We start from the raw sequence: 16,608 nt of genomic DNA, 5'->3' as shown, positions 1-16,608 counted from the left end.
TCGGTCGCGGTCCCGATCGACAAACAGCACGCCGGACGGACGGGTGGTCTTCTCGATGGCCACGGCGTCGCGACGGACGGCGTACCCAACCCGGCGAAGGGGCTGACCGGCGACGTACCGTCGGTAGGTTCGATCCCGTCGCCAGGTGACGCGACAGGCCTACTCGGTGGCCTGCCCGTCAACGGCAACACGCTGGGTGCGGTCGGCACCCCGCAACAGGCAGCAGACGCCGTCGTAGGCCGAGGCTCCCCGCTCAACGCAGCCAACGCCCTAACCGGCAACGGCACCGCACTAGGAGCCTCACCGCTCAGTTCGGCAACCGGAGCACTCAGCGGCGGTTCACCGCTGGGCGCAGCAACAGGTGCGCTCGGTCGTGGCGGATCGCCAGTTGGTACGGCGACCGGCGCGCTCGGCAACGGCTCACCGCTGGGCGCGGCAACGGGAGCGGTCAGCGGCAGCAGTCCGCTCGGCGCAGCAACCGGAGCACTCGGCCGCGGCGGATCGCCAGTCGGTACGGCGACCGGCGCGCTCGGCGGCGTCGGCCCGATGAACGTGGTCAACGGCGCCACCTCCGGTGGTCCCGGCCGCGTGGTCGGTACCGTGGCCAACGGCCCGAGCAGCATCATCGGAACGGCAGCCGGCAGCCGTACGCCGCTCGGCACCGCCGGATCCCTCACCCACAACACCCCGGTCGGCTCCGCAACCGGCAGCACGCCAGTCGGTTCCGTAGCAGGTGGCACACCGGTTGGTTCCGTAACAGGTGGCACACCGGTTGGTCCCGTCGTCGGCGGCACACCCGCCGGCTCGGTCGCTGCCGGTAAGCCTGTCGGCTCGGTGACTGGCGGTACGCCCGCTGGTTCCATCACCGGTGGCACCCCGGCTGGATCTGTCGCGGGACGTACCCACGGCGGGTCGGTCAACGTACCGGCCGATCCGGGAGCCGGGCGGAGCTGCGGCACCCCGTCGGGAGCGCCCGGGACCTGCGAGTACAGGTACGCCACAGACACGTTTTCGTCGTCCCAGCAAACCTCGACAGCCGTCTCCACCCAGCAACAGAACGGCTGCGGCAGCTCAGCAGGAAGCCCCGTCTGGGTAACCACCCAAGACTTCGGCCCCTGCGCCGGCGACCACAACACGAGCACCACCGGTCGCGGCGGATACGACAGCTCGGTCGGCTCCCAGCAGACCAGCACCGCCGTCTCCACCCAACAGCAAAACGGCTGCGGCTCCTCAGCAGGTAGCCCGCTCTGGGTAACCACCCAGGACTACGGCACCTGCGCAGGAGAAGCCGGCGGTACGGCCACCGGCAGCACCGGACGCGGCGGGTACGACAGCTCGGTCGGGTCACAGCAGACCTCCACCGCAGTGTCCACCCAGCAACAGAACGGCTGCGGCAGCTCGGCGGGTAGCCCGCTATGGGTCACCACCCAGGACTACGGCACCTGCGCAGGAGAAGTCGGCGGTACGACCGTCGGCGGAACCGGACGCGGTGGATACGACAGCTCGGTCGGCTCCCAGCAGACCAGCACCGCCGTCTCCACCCAGCAACAGAACGGGTGCGGGAGCTCTGCAGGAAGCCCGCTCTGGGTGACCACGCAGGACTACGGCACCTGCGCCGGAGAAGCCGGCGGTGCGACCGCCGGCGGTTCGGCAGCTGGCGGAACTGGGCATGGTGGGTACGACTCATCGGTCGGGTCACAGCAGACCTCGACCGCAGTGTCGACCCAGCAGCAGAACGGCTGTGGGTCCTCTGCAGGAAGCCCGCTCTGGGTGACCACGCAGGACTACGGCACCTGCGCTGGGGAAGCTGGCGGCTCGTCTGTCGGCGGGACCGGGCGTGGTGGGTACGACAGCTCGGTCGGGTCGCAGCAGACCTCGACCGCAGTGTCGACCCAGCAGCAGAACGGCTGTGGGTCCTCGGCTGGGTCGCCGCTTTGGGTGACCACGCAGGACTACGGCACCTGCGCCGGGGAGGCTGGCGGCTCGTCTGCCAGCGGAACTGGGCGTGGTGGGTACGACAGCTCGGTCGGCTCTCAGCAGACCTCGACCGCAGTGTCCACCCAGCAACAGAACGGGTGTGGCTCCTCTGCAGGAAGCCCGCTCTGGGTGACCTCCCAGGACTACGGCACCTGCGCGGGAGAAGCTGGCGGTACGGCAACTGGCGGATCGCCCGCTGGCAGAACTGGGCGTGGTGGGTATGACAGCTCGGTGGGGTCGCAGCAGACCTCCACCGCGGTGTCTACCCAGCAGCAGAACGGGTGTGGGTCCTCGGCTGGGTCGCCGCTTTGGGTGACCAGCCAGGACTACGGCACGTGTGCCGGCGAGGCTGGCGGTACGACCGCTGGCAGCGCCGGGCGTGGTGGGTACGACAGCTCGGTCGGGTCGCAGCAGACCTCCACCGCGGTGTCCACGCAGCAGCAGAACGGTTGCGGCTCCTCTGCAGGAAGCCCGCTCTGGGTGACCTCCCAGGACTACGGAACCTGCGCCGGCGAGGCTGGCGGATCGTCCGCCGGCAGCGCCGGACGTGGAGGGTACGACAGCTCGGTGGGATCCCAGCAGACCTCCACCGCGGTGTCCACCCAGCAACAGAACGGTTGCGGCTCCTCGGCTGGATCGCCGCTTTGGGTGACCAGCCAGGACTACGGCACCTGCGCCGGGGAAGCTGGCGGTACGACCGCTGGCAGCACCGGGCGTGGCGGGTACGACAGCTCGGTCGGGTCGCAGCAGACCTCTACCGCGGTATCGACCCAGCAGCAGAACGGGTGCGGCAGCTCTGCGGGTAGCCCGGTGTGGGTTACCACGCAGGACTACGGCACCTGCGCCGGAGAAGCTGGCGGTACGGCAGCTGGCGGATCGTCCGCCGGCGGGACCGGGCGTGGAGGGTACGACAGCTCGGTCGGGTCGCAGCAGACCTCCACCGCGGTGTCGACCCAGCAGCAGAACGGGTGTGGGTCCTCGGCTGGGTCGCCGCTTTGGGTGACTACGCAGGACTTTGGGACCTGTGCAGGTGAGTACGGAAACGGGACCGCCGGTGGTGACACCGGCGGTACCCCCGGGTCCGGCAGTTCGGTGGGGTCGCAGCAGACCTCGACCGCGGTGTCGACCCAGCAGCAGAACGCATGTGGCAGCAGTGCGGGCAGCCCGGTCTGGGTTACGACCCAGGACTACGGCACCTGCGCAGACGCGCACGGAAACGGGACCGCCGGTGGTGACACCGGCGGTACCCCCGCGGCCTCGCAGCAGACGGCGAGTCTGTTGTTCATGTCGCAGCAGAACGCCTGCGGTTCGCAGTCGGGTTCGTTGCTGTGGACCACGAGCCAGGACTACGGCACCTGCTCCACGCCGCACGCGAACTCCGGTCAGGTCGCGTCCCAGCAGACCAGCACGCTGGTCGGTGGGATGCAGCAGAACGCCTGCGGCAGCACGATGTACACGCCGCTGTGGGTCAGCACCCAGGACTACGGCACCTGCGGCAACAGCAGCGGTACGACGCCGCCGCAGCAGCACCCGGGGACGGGCACGGTGACGCCGGGTACGCCGACAGTCAACGGCAAGCCCGCCGGGCAGCGCCCAGGCCCCTCGGTGAAGCCTGGTGACACGACGACGGTCGCCGTACCGATCAGCAACACCGGCAAGGACCCCGTCACGAACCTCCAGGGCACCTCGAGCACGGGCACGATGACGTGCGGCAAGAGCACCCTGAACCCCGGCGAGTCCACAACGTGCACCACGACGTACACCGCGACCCCGGGCAACAAGACGGTGCAGTACGCCGTCACCGGCACCTCCGGTACGACGCCGATCAAGACCGTCGGCACGATCTACTACCAAGGTCAGACGCCGACACCGGGCAAGGTCACGACCGGTACGCCGACCATCAACGGCAAGCCGGCCGGGCAGCGGCCCGGTCCGCGGGTCGACCCCGGTCAGCCGGCGACTGTGACGGTACCGGTCAGCAACACCGGCAACACGCCGGTCACGAACCTCAAGGGCACGTCCAACGCCGGTCAGCTGACCTGTGGCCGGGCGACGCTCAACCCCGGCGAGTCCACCACGTGCACCGCGACGTACACCGCGACCCCGGGCAACCAGGGCATCCAGTACGCCGTCACCGGTACGAGCGGCACCACGCCGATCGCCACCACCGGCAGCATCTACTACCAGGGCAGGAAGCCGAACACGGGCACCGTCAGCACGGGTACGCCGACGATCAACGGCAAGCCGGCCGGCCAGAAACCCGGTCCGAACGTGAAGCCCGGTGACAAGACCACCATCACCGTCCCGGTCAGGAACAGCGGCGACGCGCCTGTCGACAACCTGCGGGGGACGTCCAGCAACGGCTCCCTGAAGTGCGGCGCGAACAGCCTGCAGCCGGGGCAGTCCACGACGTGTACGGCGACGTACACCGCGAAACCCGGGGACCAGGGCATTCAGTACGCTGTCAACGGGACCAGCGGGACCACCCCGGTCATCGCGACCGGGACGGCGCACTACCAGGGCAAGCAGCCGACGCCTGGCGACCTGACCACCGGTACGCCGACGATCAACGGCAAGCCGGCCGGCCAGAAGCCCGGTCCGGATGTGAAGCCCGGAAACAAGACCACGGTCGTCGTTCCGGTAACCAACCGTGGTGGTACTGAGGTCAGCGGACTGAAGGCCACTACGCCGCGTGGCCGGATGGCGTGCGGTAAGACCAGCCTGAAGCCGGGTGAATCGACCAGCTGCACGGTGTCGACGACCGCAGGCAAGGGTAGTCAGGACGTGCCGTACACCGTGTCCGGCAACAGCGGCACCACGCCGGTCAGCACGACGGGTGCGGCGCACTTCCGGGGGAAGGACGCTCCTAGGGGCACTGGCAAGGTCACCACGGGTACGCCGACCGTCAACGGCAAGTCTGCCGGTCAGCGGCCTGGGCCGAGCGTCAAGCCCGGCGCCAAGGCGACGGTCGTGGTTCCGGTGACGAACAGCGGCGACACGCAGGTCAGCAACCTCAAGGCGAGCACGCCGCGTGGACAGATGCGGTGTGGCAAGACCAGCCTGAAGCCGGGCGAGTCGACTACGTGCTCGCTGTCGACCAGAGGCGGTACCAGCGACCAGCAGGTGCCGGTGAGCGTAACCGGGGTCGCTAACAACGCCCCGCTCTCCAGCAGCACCTCCGCGTACTACAGCACCGGTGTGAGCAACTCCGGTATCGCCGTTGGACGGCCGACGGTGAACGGCAAGGACGCCGGCCGGAAGCCCGGTCCGCGCGTTGCGCCGGGTAAGGCGGCGACAGTCGTCGTGCCGGTGCGGAACACCGGTAGCACGAAGCTCAGCAACGTGGCCGTCGGTACCGGCGGTGGCCGGTTGGCCTGTGGCAAGACGACGCTGCAGCCAGGCGAGTCCACCAAGTGCACGGCGACTACCACTGCACAGCCCGGCGTGCACAACGCGAGCTTCACCGCTACGGCGACCGGACCTGACGGCCGTACGACGTCCGTCGCGACCAGCGCGTTCTACAACGGAGCAGCCGCGTCGAAGAGCAGTACCGGCGCTACCAGCAACCGCGGCTCCAACAGCAACACCAGGAGCAACCAGCTGGTCATCGGTCGCCCCACAGCGAACGGGCACGGAGTACTAGTGCCAGTCACCAACAACACCGACCACCGCATCGACAGCATCAGCGGTACGTCGCCCCGCGGCCGGTTGGTCTGCCAGAACCAGTCGCTCGCGCCGGGTCAGTCGACCCTCTGCCGGCTCGGTACTCGTGCAGCAGCCGGACAGCAGGCAGTACCGGTGTCGATCACAGGCGTCGCCTCAGCGTCCGGTAACGGCGTTGTCGCGACAGGTGTGGTCCGCTACCGCGGCAGCACCGCTGCAACATCCAGCAACACCAGCAACAACACGAGTCAGGTCACGAAGAAGCCGGTCGGACCCGTCCGCGCCGGTGGTGGAACAGGGGCCACCACCGTCGACGGATGGCTGCTCGGCACGGGCCTGCTGGCTCTGCTCGGGGCATTGCTCCTCACAGCACGCCGTCGTCCGAGCGAGTCCTGACCAAGGAGAACAACTCATGACAAGGAGGATCCGTGGTGGTCGCGGGGGCATGATCGCCTCCGCGGCCATCGGCGGCCTGGCCACGCTCGTCGTCCTGGTGATGAGCCTTGGCCCGGCCGGCAGCGGCCCGATGGCAATCGCGCCCGACGAACCAGCACCAACGCCAACACCGACACCAACCCCGGCGCCGACCAAGGCACCGGCCACCACACAGCTCGGCTACTCACCGGCGACGTACCTCGCGGTCCCCAGCCTCGGGATCCGTACCAGCCTGGTCCAGCTGGGCACGAGCAAGGACAAGCAGGACATTCAGCTGCCCGAGGTCCGCAAGGCAGGCTGGTTCCGGCTCTCTGCCGCGCCGGGACAGGCCGGTATCACCGTGCTGGTCGGCTACATCAGCCACTCGAAGACCGAGCCTGGCGTCTTCGTGCGGCTCGCAAAGCTCAAGCCGGGCGCCGAGTTCGCCGTACGCCGGGCAGACGGCCGTACTGCGTCGTACAAGGTGAGCGCGCTCGCCTACTACCCGCAGGGGAAGCTGCCCGCAGCCACCGTCTACAAGCGCACGATGCCGTCGGAGCTCCGGCTGATCACCTGTGGCGGCTCACTGCAACCGAACCAGCCGGCCGGCAACGCCGTGGTCACCGCCCGCCTCATCTCGACGAAGTAGGCGCTCATGTACTCACGTGTGATCCTGTTGGCCGTAGCGGCCGCCTGCGTCACCGGCGCCTTCGTTATCCACAGGCCAGACCCGCCATCCACAGCCCCGCCACCGCAGTTATCCACAGTCCAGCCGCGCACGGCACCAACGATTCACAAACCCACAAACAACAATCCGGCAAGCCTCCCTGCCTCGCTCCCGGTACGGCTGGAGATCGCGAAACTGAAGGTCTCCACCACGCTCGCCGAGCTGGGCCTGAACGCCGACGGCACGATCGAGGTACCACCGTTCGACCGTCCCGAGCTGGCCGGCTGGTACCGCTACTCGCCCACTCCGGGCAGCGTCGGACCGGCCGTCATCGTCGGCCACGTCTACGTCACAGGCCGCGGCCCGGGCGTCTTCCGGCACCTCGCGGACCTCCGCCCCGGCGATGTCGTACGGATCACCCGCGCGGACCGTCGTACGGCGGTGTTCACCGTCGACCGGGTCGCGCAGTACCCGAAGTCCGCGTTCCCGACCGATGCCGTGTACGGCGACATCGACCACGCCGGGCTGCGGCTGATCACCTGCGGCGGGACCTACGACGGCGGGTATCCGGACAACGTCGTCGTCTACGCGAGCCTGGAAAACCTACCGAAAGTGCCGTCATGATTGCCGGACGCAACCGTCTCACCGGTGCGGGGACTCGGACCCCGTGGGCGAGCGCGCGGACCCGACCTCCGCCGCCGTCCGGTGCCGGGCAGCTCTCCAAGGGAAGCTGCCCGGCGCCATGAAAAGTAGCTCCGCAGTACCGGCCTGGTGAGGCATGGTCAGTACTGCGCAGCCGCCTAGTTGGCCTCTTTGGTCGCCCAGTAGTGCCATTGCGGAGAAGCAACTGGGGAGCGGGCCAGGCCGTCCGGCCAAGTGGCCGGCAGGTCGTGACTCCGTGCCGCGTACAGGATCACCTCCGATGCGGAACGGTCGCCGCGCACGGTCACCCGGGCGGCGGTCTCGGCACGCATGTCGGCGAGGTAGTGGATCGCCGGCAGGAACTCGGCGCTCAGCCGCGGGCTGAGCCGGCCGACGGGTTCGTCGTCGAGCCGGATCTCGACCACGATCCGGTGCCGGTCCTGAATGCTGTCCTCCTCCTCGATCGCATGCATGGTGGCGTACGCCCAGCACTCGCCCTCCACACGGAAGAACGGCGCCAGTACGTCGGGATGGACCTCGCTGCCCGGGACCACGATGCCGCTCCCGGGCGGCAGCAGGTGAAAGCTGCCTGGCGGGGGCAGGTTCACCGGCACCAGCATGTGCGGCTGCCCGAGGGCGACCGCGACGCTGGCATGGAACCGGGTGCCCTGGGTGCCCTTGCCGTCCCAGTCAGCCGGCTCCCACTCACTCACCCACAGGTGACACGGCACCCGCGGTTGCAGGCCTTGCGCCACCAGCTCCGACAGCACCGGGTGGTACCGGTGTGCGTCGTCCCTCGGCAGATAGCCGACAACCTTGCCCTCGACCCGGACGGCGATCGACCGCGGGTCGAAACGGTTGTGCGGTTCCGGGACGAGGTCCGCCTCGGTGTCCAGATCTGCGCCACGCGCCGGGATGGGGTCCGGGAACAGGCTACGGATCGCCTGCTCGTGCGGGGCCTCCCGCACGACCTCCTGACCACACCACAGGGCGTCTCCCCACAGACTGAACGGAATCAGTCCCATCTGTGCCCTCCAGTCCTCACTGACCCGCTTCACCCGGCTCATCCGCGCCAGGGGCCTGGCCGTTACACCGAGTGAGCGTATGAAAACTAGACTGCCCCGTGAAGGGCCGTTTCACGCATGGTGCAAGAGTCTGAAACGCAAAAGGAATCCCGTCGTCCGGACTCTGGACGCGCAGTGTCTTGGGCAGCGAGCGAATCGGCGAAGATCGTGCAAATGCACGGGAAGGAACGTCATGCAGGGCAGCAGTTCAGTCGCTCGACCGACGGTTGACGCCGACGCGATCGAGGCCGCGATCAAGCGCTTGGACGGCGTCGCCGTCCGGACCCCGTTACAACGCAATCTGCGCCTGTCCGAGCGCACCGGCGCCGAGGTCTGGCTGAAACGCGAGGACCTGCAGATCGGCCGCTCCTACAAGCTGCGCGGCGCCTACAACCTGATCGCGCAGCTCGACGACGCGGCGAAGTCGGCCGGTGTCGTGTGCGCGAGCGCGGGCAACCACGGTCAGGGGCTGGCGTATTCGTGCCACATCCTCGGCGTCCAGGGCAGGGTGTACGTTCCGCGGACGACGCCGCGGCAGAAGCGGGACCGGATCGCCGCGCTCGGCGGCAAGCAGATCACCGTGATCGTCACCGGCGACACGTACGACGACGCGGCCGCCGCCGCGCTCGCGGACGGTGCGGACAGCGGCGCGACGATGGTGCCGGCGTTCGACGACCCGAGAACCGTTGCGGGACAGGGGACCGTGGCCGTCGAACTGGTCGAGCAGCTCGGCCACGCGCCCGACGTACTCGTGGTGCCGGTTGGCGGTGGCGGTCTCGTTGCAGGGGTTGCAACGTGGATCGCCGAGCGGCATCCCGGCGTGCGGATCGTCGGCGTCGAGCCGAGCGGCGCGGCGAGTATGGCGGCGGCGTTCGAGGCCGGTACGCCGGTGACGCTGCCGCACCTGGACAGCTTCGTGGACGGTGCCGCCGTACGCCGGGTCGGCGACGTCACGCTCCCGCTCGTCCGGCAGGCCGGTGTCGAGCTGACGTCGGTCCCCGAAGGGCTCGTCTGCTCGGAGATGCTCGCGCTGTACCAGACCGACGGGCTGATCGCCGAGCCCGCGGGAGCTTTGTCGACAAGTGCCCTCGGCAACGGTCTCGACGTACGGCCGGGAGAGACCGTGGTCTGCCTGCTGTCCGGCGGCAACAACGACGTCAGCCGGTACGGCGAGATCCTCGAGCGATCGCTCGTGTACGAAGGCCTGAAGCACTACTTCCTGGTGACGTTCCCGCAGGAGCCCGGCGCGCTGCGGACGTTCCTCGACGACACGCTCGGGCCGGACGACGACATCACGCTGTTCGAGTACGTGAAACGCAACAACCGGGAGACCGGCGTCGCGCTGGTCGGCATCGAGATCGGCGCGCGGGACGACCTCCCCGGGCTGCTCACCCGGATGGAGGCCGCCCCGCTCGACATCGAACGCATCAACCCGAACTCGCCCGAGTTCAGGTACCTGATCTAGTTCTTCGAGTGTCGCGGGTGCCGCGGGTCGTGGGGGTGCGTGCCGTCGTCCCAGCTCGGGTCGACGGGCTGACCCTCACGGTTCCTGGACCCGTCGTCGGGCCAGAGGTTCTGGGCCTGCGTGCGGTGCTCCTCCGACACGGCGCGGGCCTGTTCGGCGGCGTCGCGGCGTTCGCTCGCACCGGCCGACAGCCGATGTGCCTTGGCGGCCTGTTCGTCGGCGTCCGCCTGCGCCTTGCGCGCCCGCGCGTCCACCTCGTCGGCGACCGCGCGCTGCTTCTCGGCCTGGGCCGCGCTCGCCCGGGCCTGTTGCTCGTGGTCGTAGGCCTCCTGCTGGGCCCGGCGTTCCGACCTACGCGACGCGGCGCCGGCCACCAGTGCGACCAGGATGACCAGTACGGCCACGGCGACGACGATCCAGACGATGGTCATTCCGTTCATCGCTCCTCCTTGGCTCGATGATCAGAACCTCCGGTACCCGGTCGTCGTCGCCTGACACCTCAGAAGTTCCTAGACGAGGCCGCGGCGGGCAGCCCAAACGATTGCTTCGATAGCGGTACTGAAGCCCAACCGGTCACAGATCAACCGGGTACGGCGACGGACGGTGCGCTCGGACAGGTCGAGGCGCCGGGCGACGCCGTCGACGGGTAGCCCGGTGGCGAGCAGGCGGAGTAGCTGGAGGTCGTCGTGGCTGATCTCACGCGGCGGCACCCGGCGCGCCACCGGTCGAAGTTCCTGGGGGAGAACGGTCATGCTGATCACCTAGCTCCGAAGACCCGGGACTCGGCGGCGTCCCAGTCGGCCGGTTTGCCCTGCGGGTCGTAGCGCCGCAGAGAATGGGTGGACCGGACCAGGGCGCGCATCGCGTCCAGGTCCGGGAGGGGCTCGCCGAGGGCGCGAGCCTGGACGAGTACGTTGCCGAGCGCGGATGCCTCGACCGGTCCGGCGAGGACAGGGAGGCCGCACGCGTCGGCGGTCAGTTGGCAGAGCAGTTCGTTCCGGGAGCCGCCGCCGATCACATGCAGTACGTCGACGTCGCGGTCGGCGATCGTCTGCGCGGCGCGGAGGGTACGGCGGTACGCGAGCGCGAGGCTCTCCAGGATGCAGCGGACCGCGGCGCCCCGCGTCCGTGGCGGTTCCTGGCCGGTCCGTACGCAGTGTTCGTCGAGGCGCGCCGGCATGTTGCCGGGGGCAAGGAACTCGGGGGCGTCGGGGTCGATCAGGACGGCGAACGGCGGCGCGTCGGCGGCGGCGCGGAGCAGGTCGTCGAGGTCGTCGTCCCACACACGTTGGCATTCCTGCAGGATCCACAGCCCCATCACGTTCCGCAGGAACCGGATCCGCCCGTCGACACCGCCTTCGTTGGTGAAGTTCGCTTCCCGCGCCGCGTCGGTCAGCACCGGCGCGTCGAGCTCGAGCCCGACCAGCGACCAGGTCCCCGACGAGATGTACGCGAACCGCTCCCCACTCGCCGGCACCGCCACCACCGCGGAAGCCGTGTCATGCGACCCCACCGCAATCACCGGAATCCCTGGCGGCAACCCGGTCTCGTCCGGCAACACGTTCCCGATCACATCCCCGGGCTCCCGCAACAGCGGGAAGATCCGCCGCAAGCCCGACCCAGGGACCAGCTGACGCCGTCCGGCCGGGCCGAACCCACCCTGCTGCAGCTCACCCAGTCGAGCGATCAGCTCCTCGCTCCAGTCCTGGGCCGACACGTCGTACAGCTGGGTGGTGGATGCGTTCGTCCGCTCCACCCCGATCTCGCCTGTCAGCCAGTACGCCAGCAGGTCAGGGATCATCAGGAAGGTGGCGGCGTCAGCAAGCTGCTGCTCGGCAGCCAGCTGGTAGACCGTGTTGAAAGGGAGCTGCTGCAGCCCGGTCACGGCGTACAACTCGCGCGCCGGCACCAGCGCCAGTACGCGTTCTATCACCCCGTCGGTGCGGGAGTCCCGGTAGTGAACGGGGTTCCCGAGCAGGCGACCGTCGCGGTCGAGCAGGCCATAGTCGACCGCCCAGGAGTCGATGCCGATCCCGTCGAGCGGTCCGGCGGCCTGCAGCCCGTCGAGGATCGAACGGTACAGGTGCAAGACGTCCCAGTGCAGCGTGCCGCGGATGCGCACCGGGCCGTTCCAGAAGCGGTTCAGCTCCCGCAACTGCAGCACCCGAGGACCGACCTCGCCGAGCATCACCCGACCGCTCGACGCGCCGAGGTCGACGGCCGCGACCCGCTTCACGGTGCTACCACCGTGAGCTCGAGCTTCAGCAGGTCGGCAACGGCGGCCAGGTCGGCCGCGCGATGACCGGTCCCGAGCGCCCAGTGATGCGCCACCCCGGACGCCGACCACGCGTCGGTCCACTCACCCGGGTCACACCCGAAGTCCACCCGTGACGTGGTGTTCCCGATCTGCAGCAGCGGCCCCGGTACGACGGTCCCCTCGGAGGCGATCAGCGTGAACGTCCCGTCCCGCCGTTGCCCGAGCCCGCATACCGTCACCGGCCCCGGCTGTACGTCGAACTCCACCGACACGCCCCACCCGCGCTTGCCGTGGTACACGCCGAGCCCGCGCAGCAACGGCTTCCGCGCCGAGATCGCCAGGTGCGCCGGTCCGTCGTGCCCCATCTCGACCACGTTGTCGTTGAAGTTCAGCGCCTGCAGCTCGGTGAACGACCCGCCCGCGCCGAGCCTGTCCATCACCAGCATCGCGAGCGACGTCCGCAACTCGTACTCACCCGCGGCCGGCACGCCCCTTGCCGTCAGCAACGAGGCGCCGAGGATCATCCCGGCCGCGACCCGCTCGTGGGCCTCGCCATCAAGTCCACGGTGGTAGTAGGCCAGCGAATCAAGGGAAAAGTCGTCGACGAGCCGATCCAGCGCCACCGATACGGTCGCGCCCCACCGGAAGTCCTCGTCCTTCACCGAGTCGTCGAGCGTGAAGATCTCCCGCGCCAGCTCCATCCGCGCGGTGGTCTCGGCGTCGGTGACCTTCTCCACCCGCACCCGTAGATCGTCGATCTCCAATACCTCGACATGCCCGCCGAGCTGCGCGGACACCAGCGTCGGGTCGGTGATCACGTCCATCATCCCCGGGTACACGTGCCCGAGCAGACCGTGCCGCCCGTGCCGCAACGCCGCCCGGACGCCGGCCGCGCGGATCCACCGGTCGATCCGGGTCCACGCCCGCTCGTCCTCCAGGTACCCGGAGACCGAGCGGAAGTCGATCCCGCACCGCTCGAACGCGTTCGCCATCTCGGGCAGCGGACACGCCCCGCAGTACGCCAGCCACGCGCCGGTGTCGAACGACGCGTGATCCATCGCCTCGGTCGGCTGCAGATTGAGCAGCAGCACCGGAGCCCCGCTTCGCTGCGCGACCGGCACCAGCATCGAGGCCGTCATGTACGTCGTGAGGAACCCGACGATCAGATCGCAGTCGGCCACCCGCAGCTTCTCGGCCGCGACGGCGCCCTCCTGCGCGTCCGAGATGAACCCGACGTCGACGACCTCGCAGTCGAGCGCCCCGAACCGCTCGGACACCCGCCGCGCGGACGCCTGCAGCTGGGGCAGCAGGTCCGGGAACTGGGGCCAGTACGCGCCCAGCCCGCCGGCCACCAGACCGATTCGGGTCCGGCGGGACGTGATCCGCTCCAGCTGGGTCATCCGGACGGCTCCTAACGCAGGAACGCGGCAGCCACGCCGGCGTCGACAGGCACGTGCAGACCGGTCGTGTGCGTCAGCTCCCCGCCGGTCAGCGCGAACACGGCCGCCGCGACGTTCTCCGGCAGCACCTCGCGCTTGAGCAGCGTGCGCTGGGCGTAGTACGCGCCGAGTTCCTCCTCCGGTACGCCGTACACCGCGGCCCGCTTCGCGCCCCAGCCGCCGGCGAAGATCCCGGAGCCGCGGACGACACCGTCGGGGTTCACGCCGTTCACCCGGATGCCGTGTTCGCCGAGCTCGGCCGCGAGCAGCCGGACCTGGTGCGCCTGGTCGGCCTTCGCGGCGCCGTACGCGACGTTGTTCGGACCCGCGAACACCGAGTTCTTGCTGGAGATGTAGACGATGTCGCCGCCCATGCCCTGGTCGACGAGGATGCGGGCCGCCGCTCGGGACACCAGGAACGAGCCCTTGGCCATCACGTCGTGCTGCAGGTCCCAGTCGCGTTCCGTTGTCTCCAGCAACGACTTCGAGATCGACAGACCGGCGTTGTTGACGATCAGATCGACGCCGCCGAACGCCAGTACGGCCTCCCGCAGCGCGGCCTCGACCGCCTCGGCCGAGGACACGTCCGCGCCGACCGCGACCGCCACGTCGGTCGAGCCGAGCTCCTTCGCGACCGCCTCCGCCGCCGCCTGGTCGAGGTCCGCGACCACCACGCAGGCACCCTCGGCCGCCAGCCGGTGCGCGATCGCCTTGCCGATCCCGGACCCGCCGCCGGTCACGAAGGCCACGCGGGTCGCGAGCGGCTTCGGCTTCGGCATCCGCTGCAGCTTTGCCTCCTCGAGCGCCCAGTACTCGATCCGGAACTTCTCCCGCTCGTCGATCGGCGCGTACGTCGACACCGCCTCGGCACCGCGCATCACGTTGATCGCGTTCGTGTAGAACTCGCCCGCTACCCGCGCGGTCTGCTTGTCCTTCCCGAAGCTGAACATGCCCACGCCCGGCACGAGCACGATCGCCGGATCCGCCCCCCGCATCGCCGGGCTGTCAGCGTCCGCGTAGGCCTGGTAGTACGCCTCGTAGTCCGTGCGGTACTGCGTGTGCAGCTCTTTCAGCCGGGTGATGCATTCGTCCACCGACGCAGACGGCGGCAGGTCCAGGACGAGCGGCCGGACCTTCGTACGAAGGAAGTGATCGGGGCAGGAGGTGCCCAGCTGGGCGAGCGGATGGAGCTTCTCGCGCGACAGGAACTCCAGTACCGCGTCCGAGTCGGTGAAGTGGCCGACCTGTGGTTTGTCCGTTGACGCCAGCCCACGGATGAAAGGCGCAAGGGCAGCTGCTCTGGTGCGGCGGTCCTGTTCCGGCAGGGGCTCGTTGCCCGGGACCACCGCGCCGAAGGGTTCGGGTACGCCGCGGTCGGCGAGGAACTGCTCCGCGGTGCGGATGATTTCCAGCGAGTTGGCCTCGCACTCCTCGGAGGTCGCGCCCCAGGCGGTGATGCCGTGACCGCCGAGGACGCAGCCGATGGCCTGCGGGTTCTCGCGCTTCACGGCGGCGATGTCCAGGCCGAGCTGGAACCCGGGGCGTCGCCAGGGCACCCACACCACGCGGTCGCCGAAGCACTCCGCAGTCAGCTTCTCGCCGTCCGCCGCGGTCGCCAGCGCGATCCCGGAGTCCGGGTGCAGGTGGTCGACGTGCGGCGCGTCGACGAGCCCGTGCATCGCGGTGTCGATCGACGGTGCGGCCCCACCCTTGCCGTGCAGGCAGTAGTCGAACGCGGCGACCATCTCGTCCTCACGGTCGACGCCCGGGTACACGTCGACCAGAGCGTTCAACCGGTCGAGCCGCAGTACGGCGAGCCCGGCGGAGGTCAGCGTGCCGAGATCACCACCGGATCCCTTGACCCACAGCAGTTCCACGGGCTGCGACGTCACGGGATCGGTCGCCGTACCCTTCGCCGAGGTGTTCCCGCCGGCGTAGTTGGTGTTGCGCGGATCGGCGCCGAGTCGGTTGCTGCGCGCAACGAGTTCGGCTGCGGTGTCGCTCACTTATGCTCCCCATCCGGCTTGCTGACCGTCGGCACGGTCCTTGGTGATCTGCTCGAAGTAGCCGCTGCGCTTGTACGCCGCGACCGGGTCGGGATCGAGCCCCTGCTCCGTACGCAGTTCCGCGAGCAGCGGGCGGACATCGGTGTTGTAGGCATCCATCAGCGCCGCGTTGGCGCCGAGTACGTCGCCCTCCCGCTGGGCCTTCCGCAGTACGTCGCGGTCGACCAGCAGCGCCTTCGCGGTGGCCTCCTGGACGTTCATTACCGAGCGGATGATCGCCGGGATCTTCTCCTCGATGTTGTGGCACTGGTCGAGCATGAACGCGATGCCGGCGTCCGGGTCGAGCGCCTCACCGCGGACGATCTCGTTCATGATCCGGAACAACTGGAACGGGTCCGCGGCGCCGACCATCAGGTCGTCGTCGGCGTAGAACCGGCTGTTGAAGTCGAACCCGCCGAGCTTTCCCGCCTTGAGCAGCAGCGCGACGATGAACTCGATGTTCACTCCCGGCGCGTGGTGGCCGGTGTCGACCACCACCATGGCCTTCGGGCCGAGCACCTGGCAGTGCAGCAGGCTGGTGCCCCAGTCCGGCACGTCGGTGGTGTAGAAGGACGGCTCGAACAGCTTGTACTCGAGCAGCATCCGCTGGTCCGGCCCGAGCCGCTGGTAGACCGCGTGCAATGCCTCGGCGAGCCGGTCCTGGCGGGCGACGATGTCGTCCTGGCCGGGGTAGTTGGTGCCGTCGGCGAACCAGAGCTTGAGGTCGCGCGACCCGGTGGCGTCCATGATGTCGACGCACTCCATCAGGTGCGCGAGGGCCTTCTCGCGCACCTTCGGATCCGGGTTGCAGATACTGCCGAGCTTGTAGTCGTCGTCCTGGAAGACGTTGGCGTTGACCGTGCCGATCTTGATCCCGTTGCTCTTCGCGTGCGCGGACAGCGCCTGGTAGTCGTCGACCTTGTCCCACGGGATGTGCACGGCCATGCTCGGGGCGACACCGGTGTGCTTGTGCAC

11 protein-coding genes are annotated in these 16,608 nt (G+C 69.2%); 4 read left to right on the top strand and 7 right to left on the bottom strand.

The annotated features are described in order from the left end of the window. The 3 genes from VFF46_RS07095 to VFF46_RS07085 form a co-directional block, all read left to right on the top strand. A partial coding sequence (locus VFF46_RS07095) for a hypothetical protein (protein WP_349256359.1) occupies positions 1–6,036 on the top strand: 6,036 nt, incomplete at its 5' end. A 16-nt stretch (positions 6,037–6,052) separates the two neighbouring features. Then, positions 6,053–6,703: a class F sortase gene (locus VFF46_RS07090; RefSeq protein WP_325036215.1), complete on the top strand. Its 651-nt coding sequence runs from the start codon at positions 6,053–6,055 to the stop codon at positions 6,701–6,703. A gap of 6 nt (positions 6,704–6,709) precedes the next feature. After that, positions 6,710–7,345, top strand: a complete 636-nt coding sequence (locus VFF46_RS07085; protein WP_325036214.1) for a class F sortase — start codon at positions 6,710–6,712, stop codon at positions 7,343–7,345. Positions 7,346–7,521: 176 nt separating this feature from the next. Here VFF46_RS07085 and VFF46_RS07080 read toward each other — a convergent pair whose 3' ends face one another. After that, the gene (locus VFF46_RS07080) at positions 7,522–8,388 is read right to left on the bottom strand and encodes an HIRAN domain-containing protein (protein ID WP_325036213.1); all 867 of its coding nucleotides are present in this window, start codon (positions 8,386–8,388) and stop codon (positions 7,522–7,524) included. A gap of 232 nt (positions 8,389–8,620) precedes the next feature. Here VFF46_RS07080 and ilvA point away from each other — a divergent pair, with 232 nt between their 5' ends. Beyond that, positions 8,621–9,892: a threonine ammonia-lyase IlvA gene (gene ilvA, locus VFF46_RS07075; RefSeq protein ID WP_325036212.1), complete on the top strand. Its 1,272-nt coding sequence runs from the start codon at positions 8,621–8,623 to the stop codon at positions 9,890–9,892. On the opposite strand, the gene VFF46_RS07070 is transcribed toward ilvA, so the two are convergent. The 6 genes from VFF46_RS07070 to rhaI all read right to left on the bottom strand — a co-directional run. Then, positions 9,889–10,332, bottom strand: coding sequence for a hypothetical protein (locus VFF46_RS07070; protein WP_325036211.1), 444 nt, complete (start codon positions 10,330–10,332; stop codon positions 9,889–9,891). The genes ilvA and VFF46_RS07070 overlap by 4 nt on opposite strands. Before the next feature lie 69 nt (positions 10,333–10,401). Further along, entirely contained in the window at positions 10,402–10,644 is a 243-nt protein-coding gene (locus VFF46_RS07065) for a LuxR C-terminal-related transcriptional regulator (RefSeq protein ID WP_325036210.1), read from the bottom strand. 5 nt (positions 10,645–10,649) lie between these two features. After that, a complete protein-coding gene (locus tag VFF46_RS07060; protein ID WP_325036209.1) occupies positions 10,650–12,128 on the bottom strand; it encodes a rhamnulokinase family protein in 1,479 nt (492 codons plus the stop codon). Then, on the bottom strand, positions 12,125–13,549 hold the full coding sequence (locus tag VFF46_RS07055) for an L-fucose/L-arabinose isomerase family protein (protein ID WP_325036208.1): 1,425 nt from the start codon (positions 13,547–13,549) through the stop codon (positions 12,125–12,127). Before VFF46_RS07055 ends, VFF46_RS07060 begins: the two co-directional genes overlap by 4 nt. A gap of 11 nt (positions 13,550–13,560) precedes the next feature. Beyond that, positions 13,561–15,594, bottom strand: coding sequence for a bifunctional aldolase/short-chain dehydrogenase (locus tag VFF46_RS07050; RefSeq protein WP_325036207.1), 2,034 nt, complete (start codon positions 15,592–15,594; stop codon positions 13,561–13,563). Next, positions 15,595–16,608 (bottom strand): L-rhamnose isomerase (gene rhaI / locus VFF46_RS07045; RefSeq protein WP_325036206.1); only part of this gene is annotated, 1,014 nt, incomplete at its 5' end.

The organism is Kribbella sp. (assembly GCF_035655035.1).
Taxonomy (GTDB): Bacteria; Actinomycetota; Actinomycetes; order Propionibacteriales; family Kribbellaceae; genus Kribbella.
This window is presented reverse-complemented; position numbering and strand designations above follow the sequence as displayed.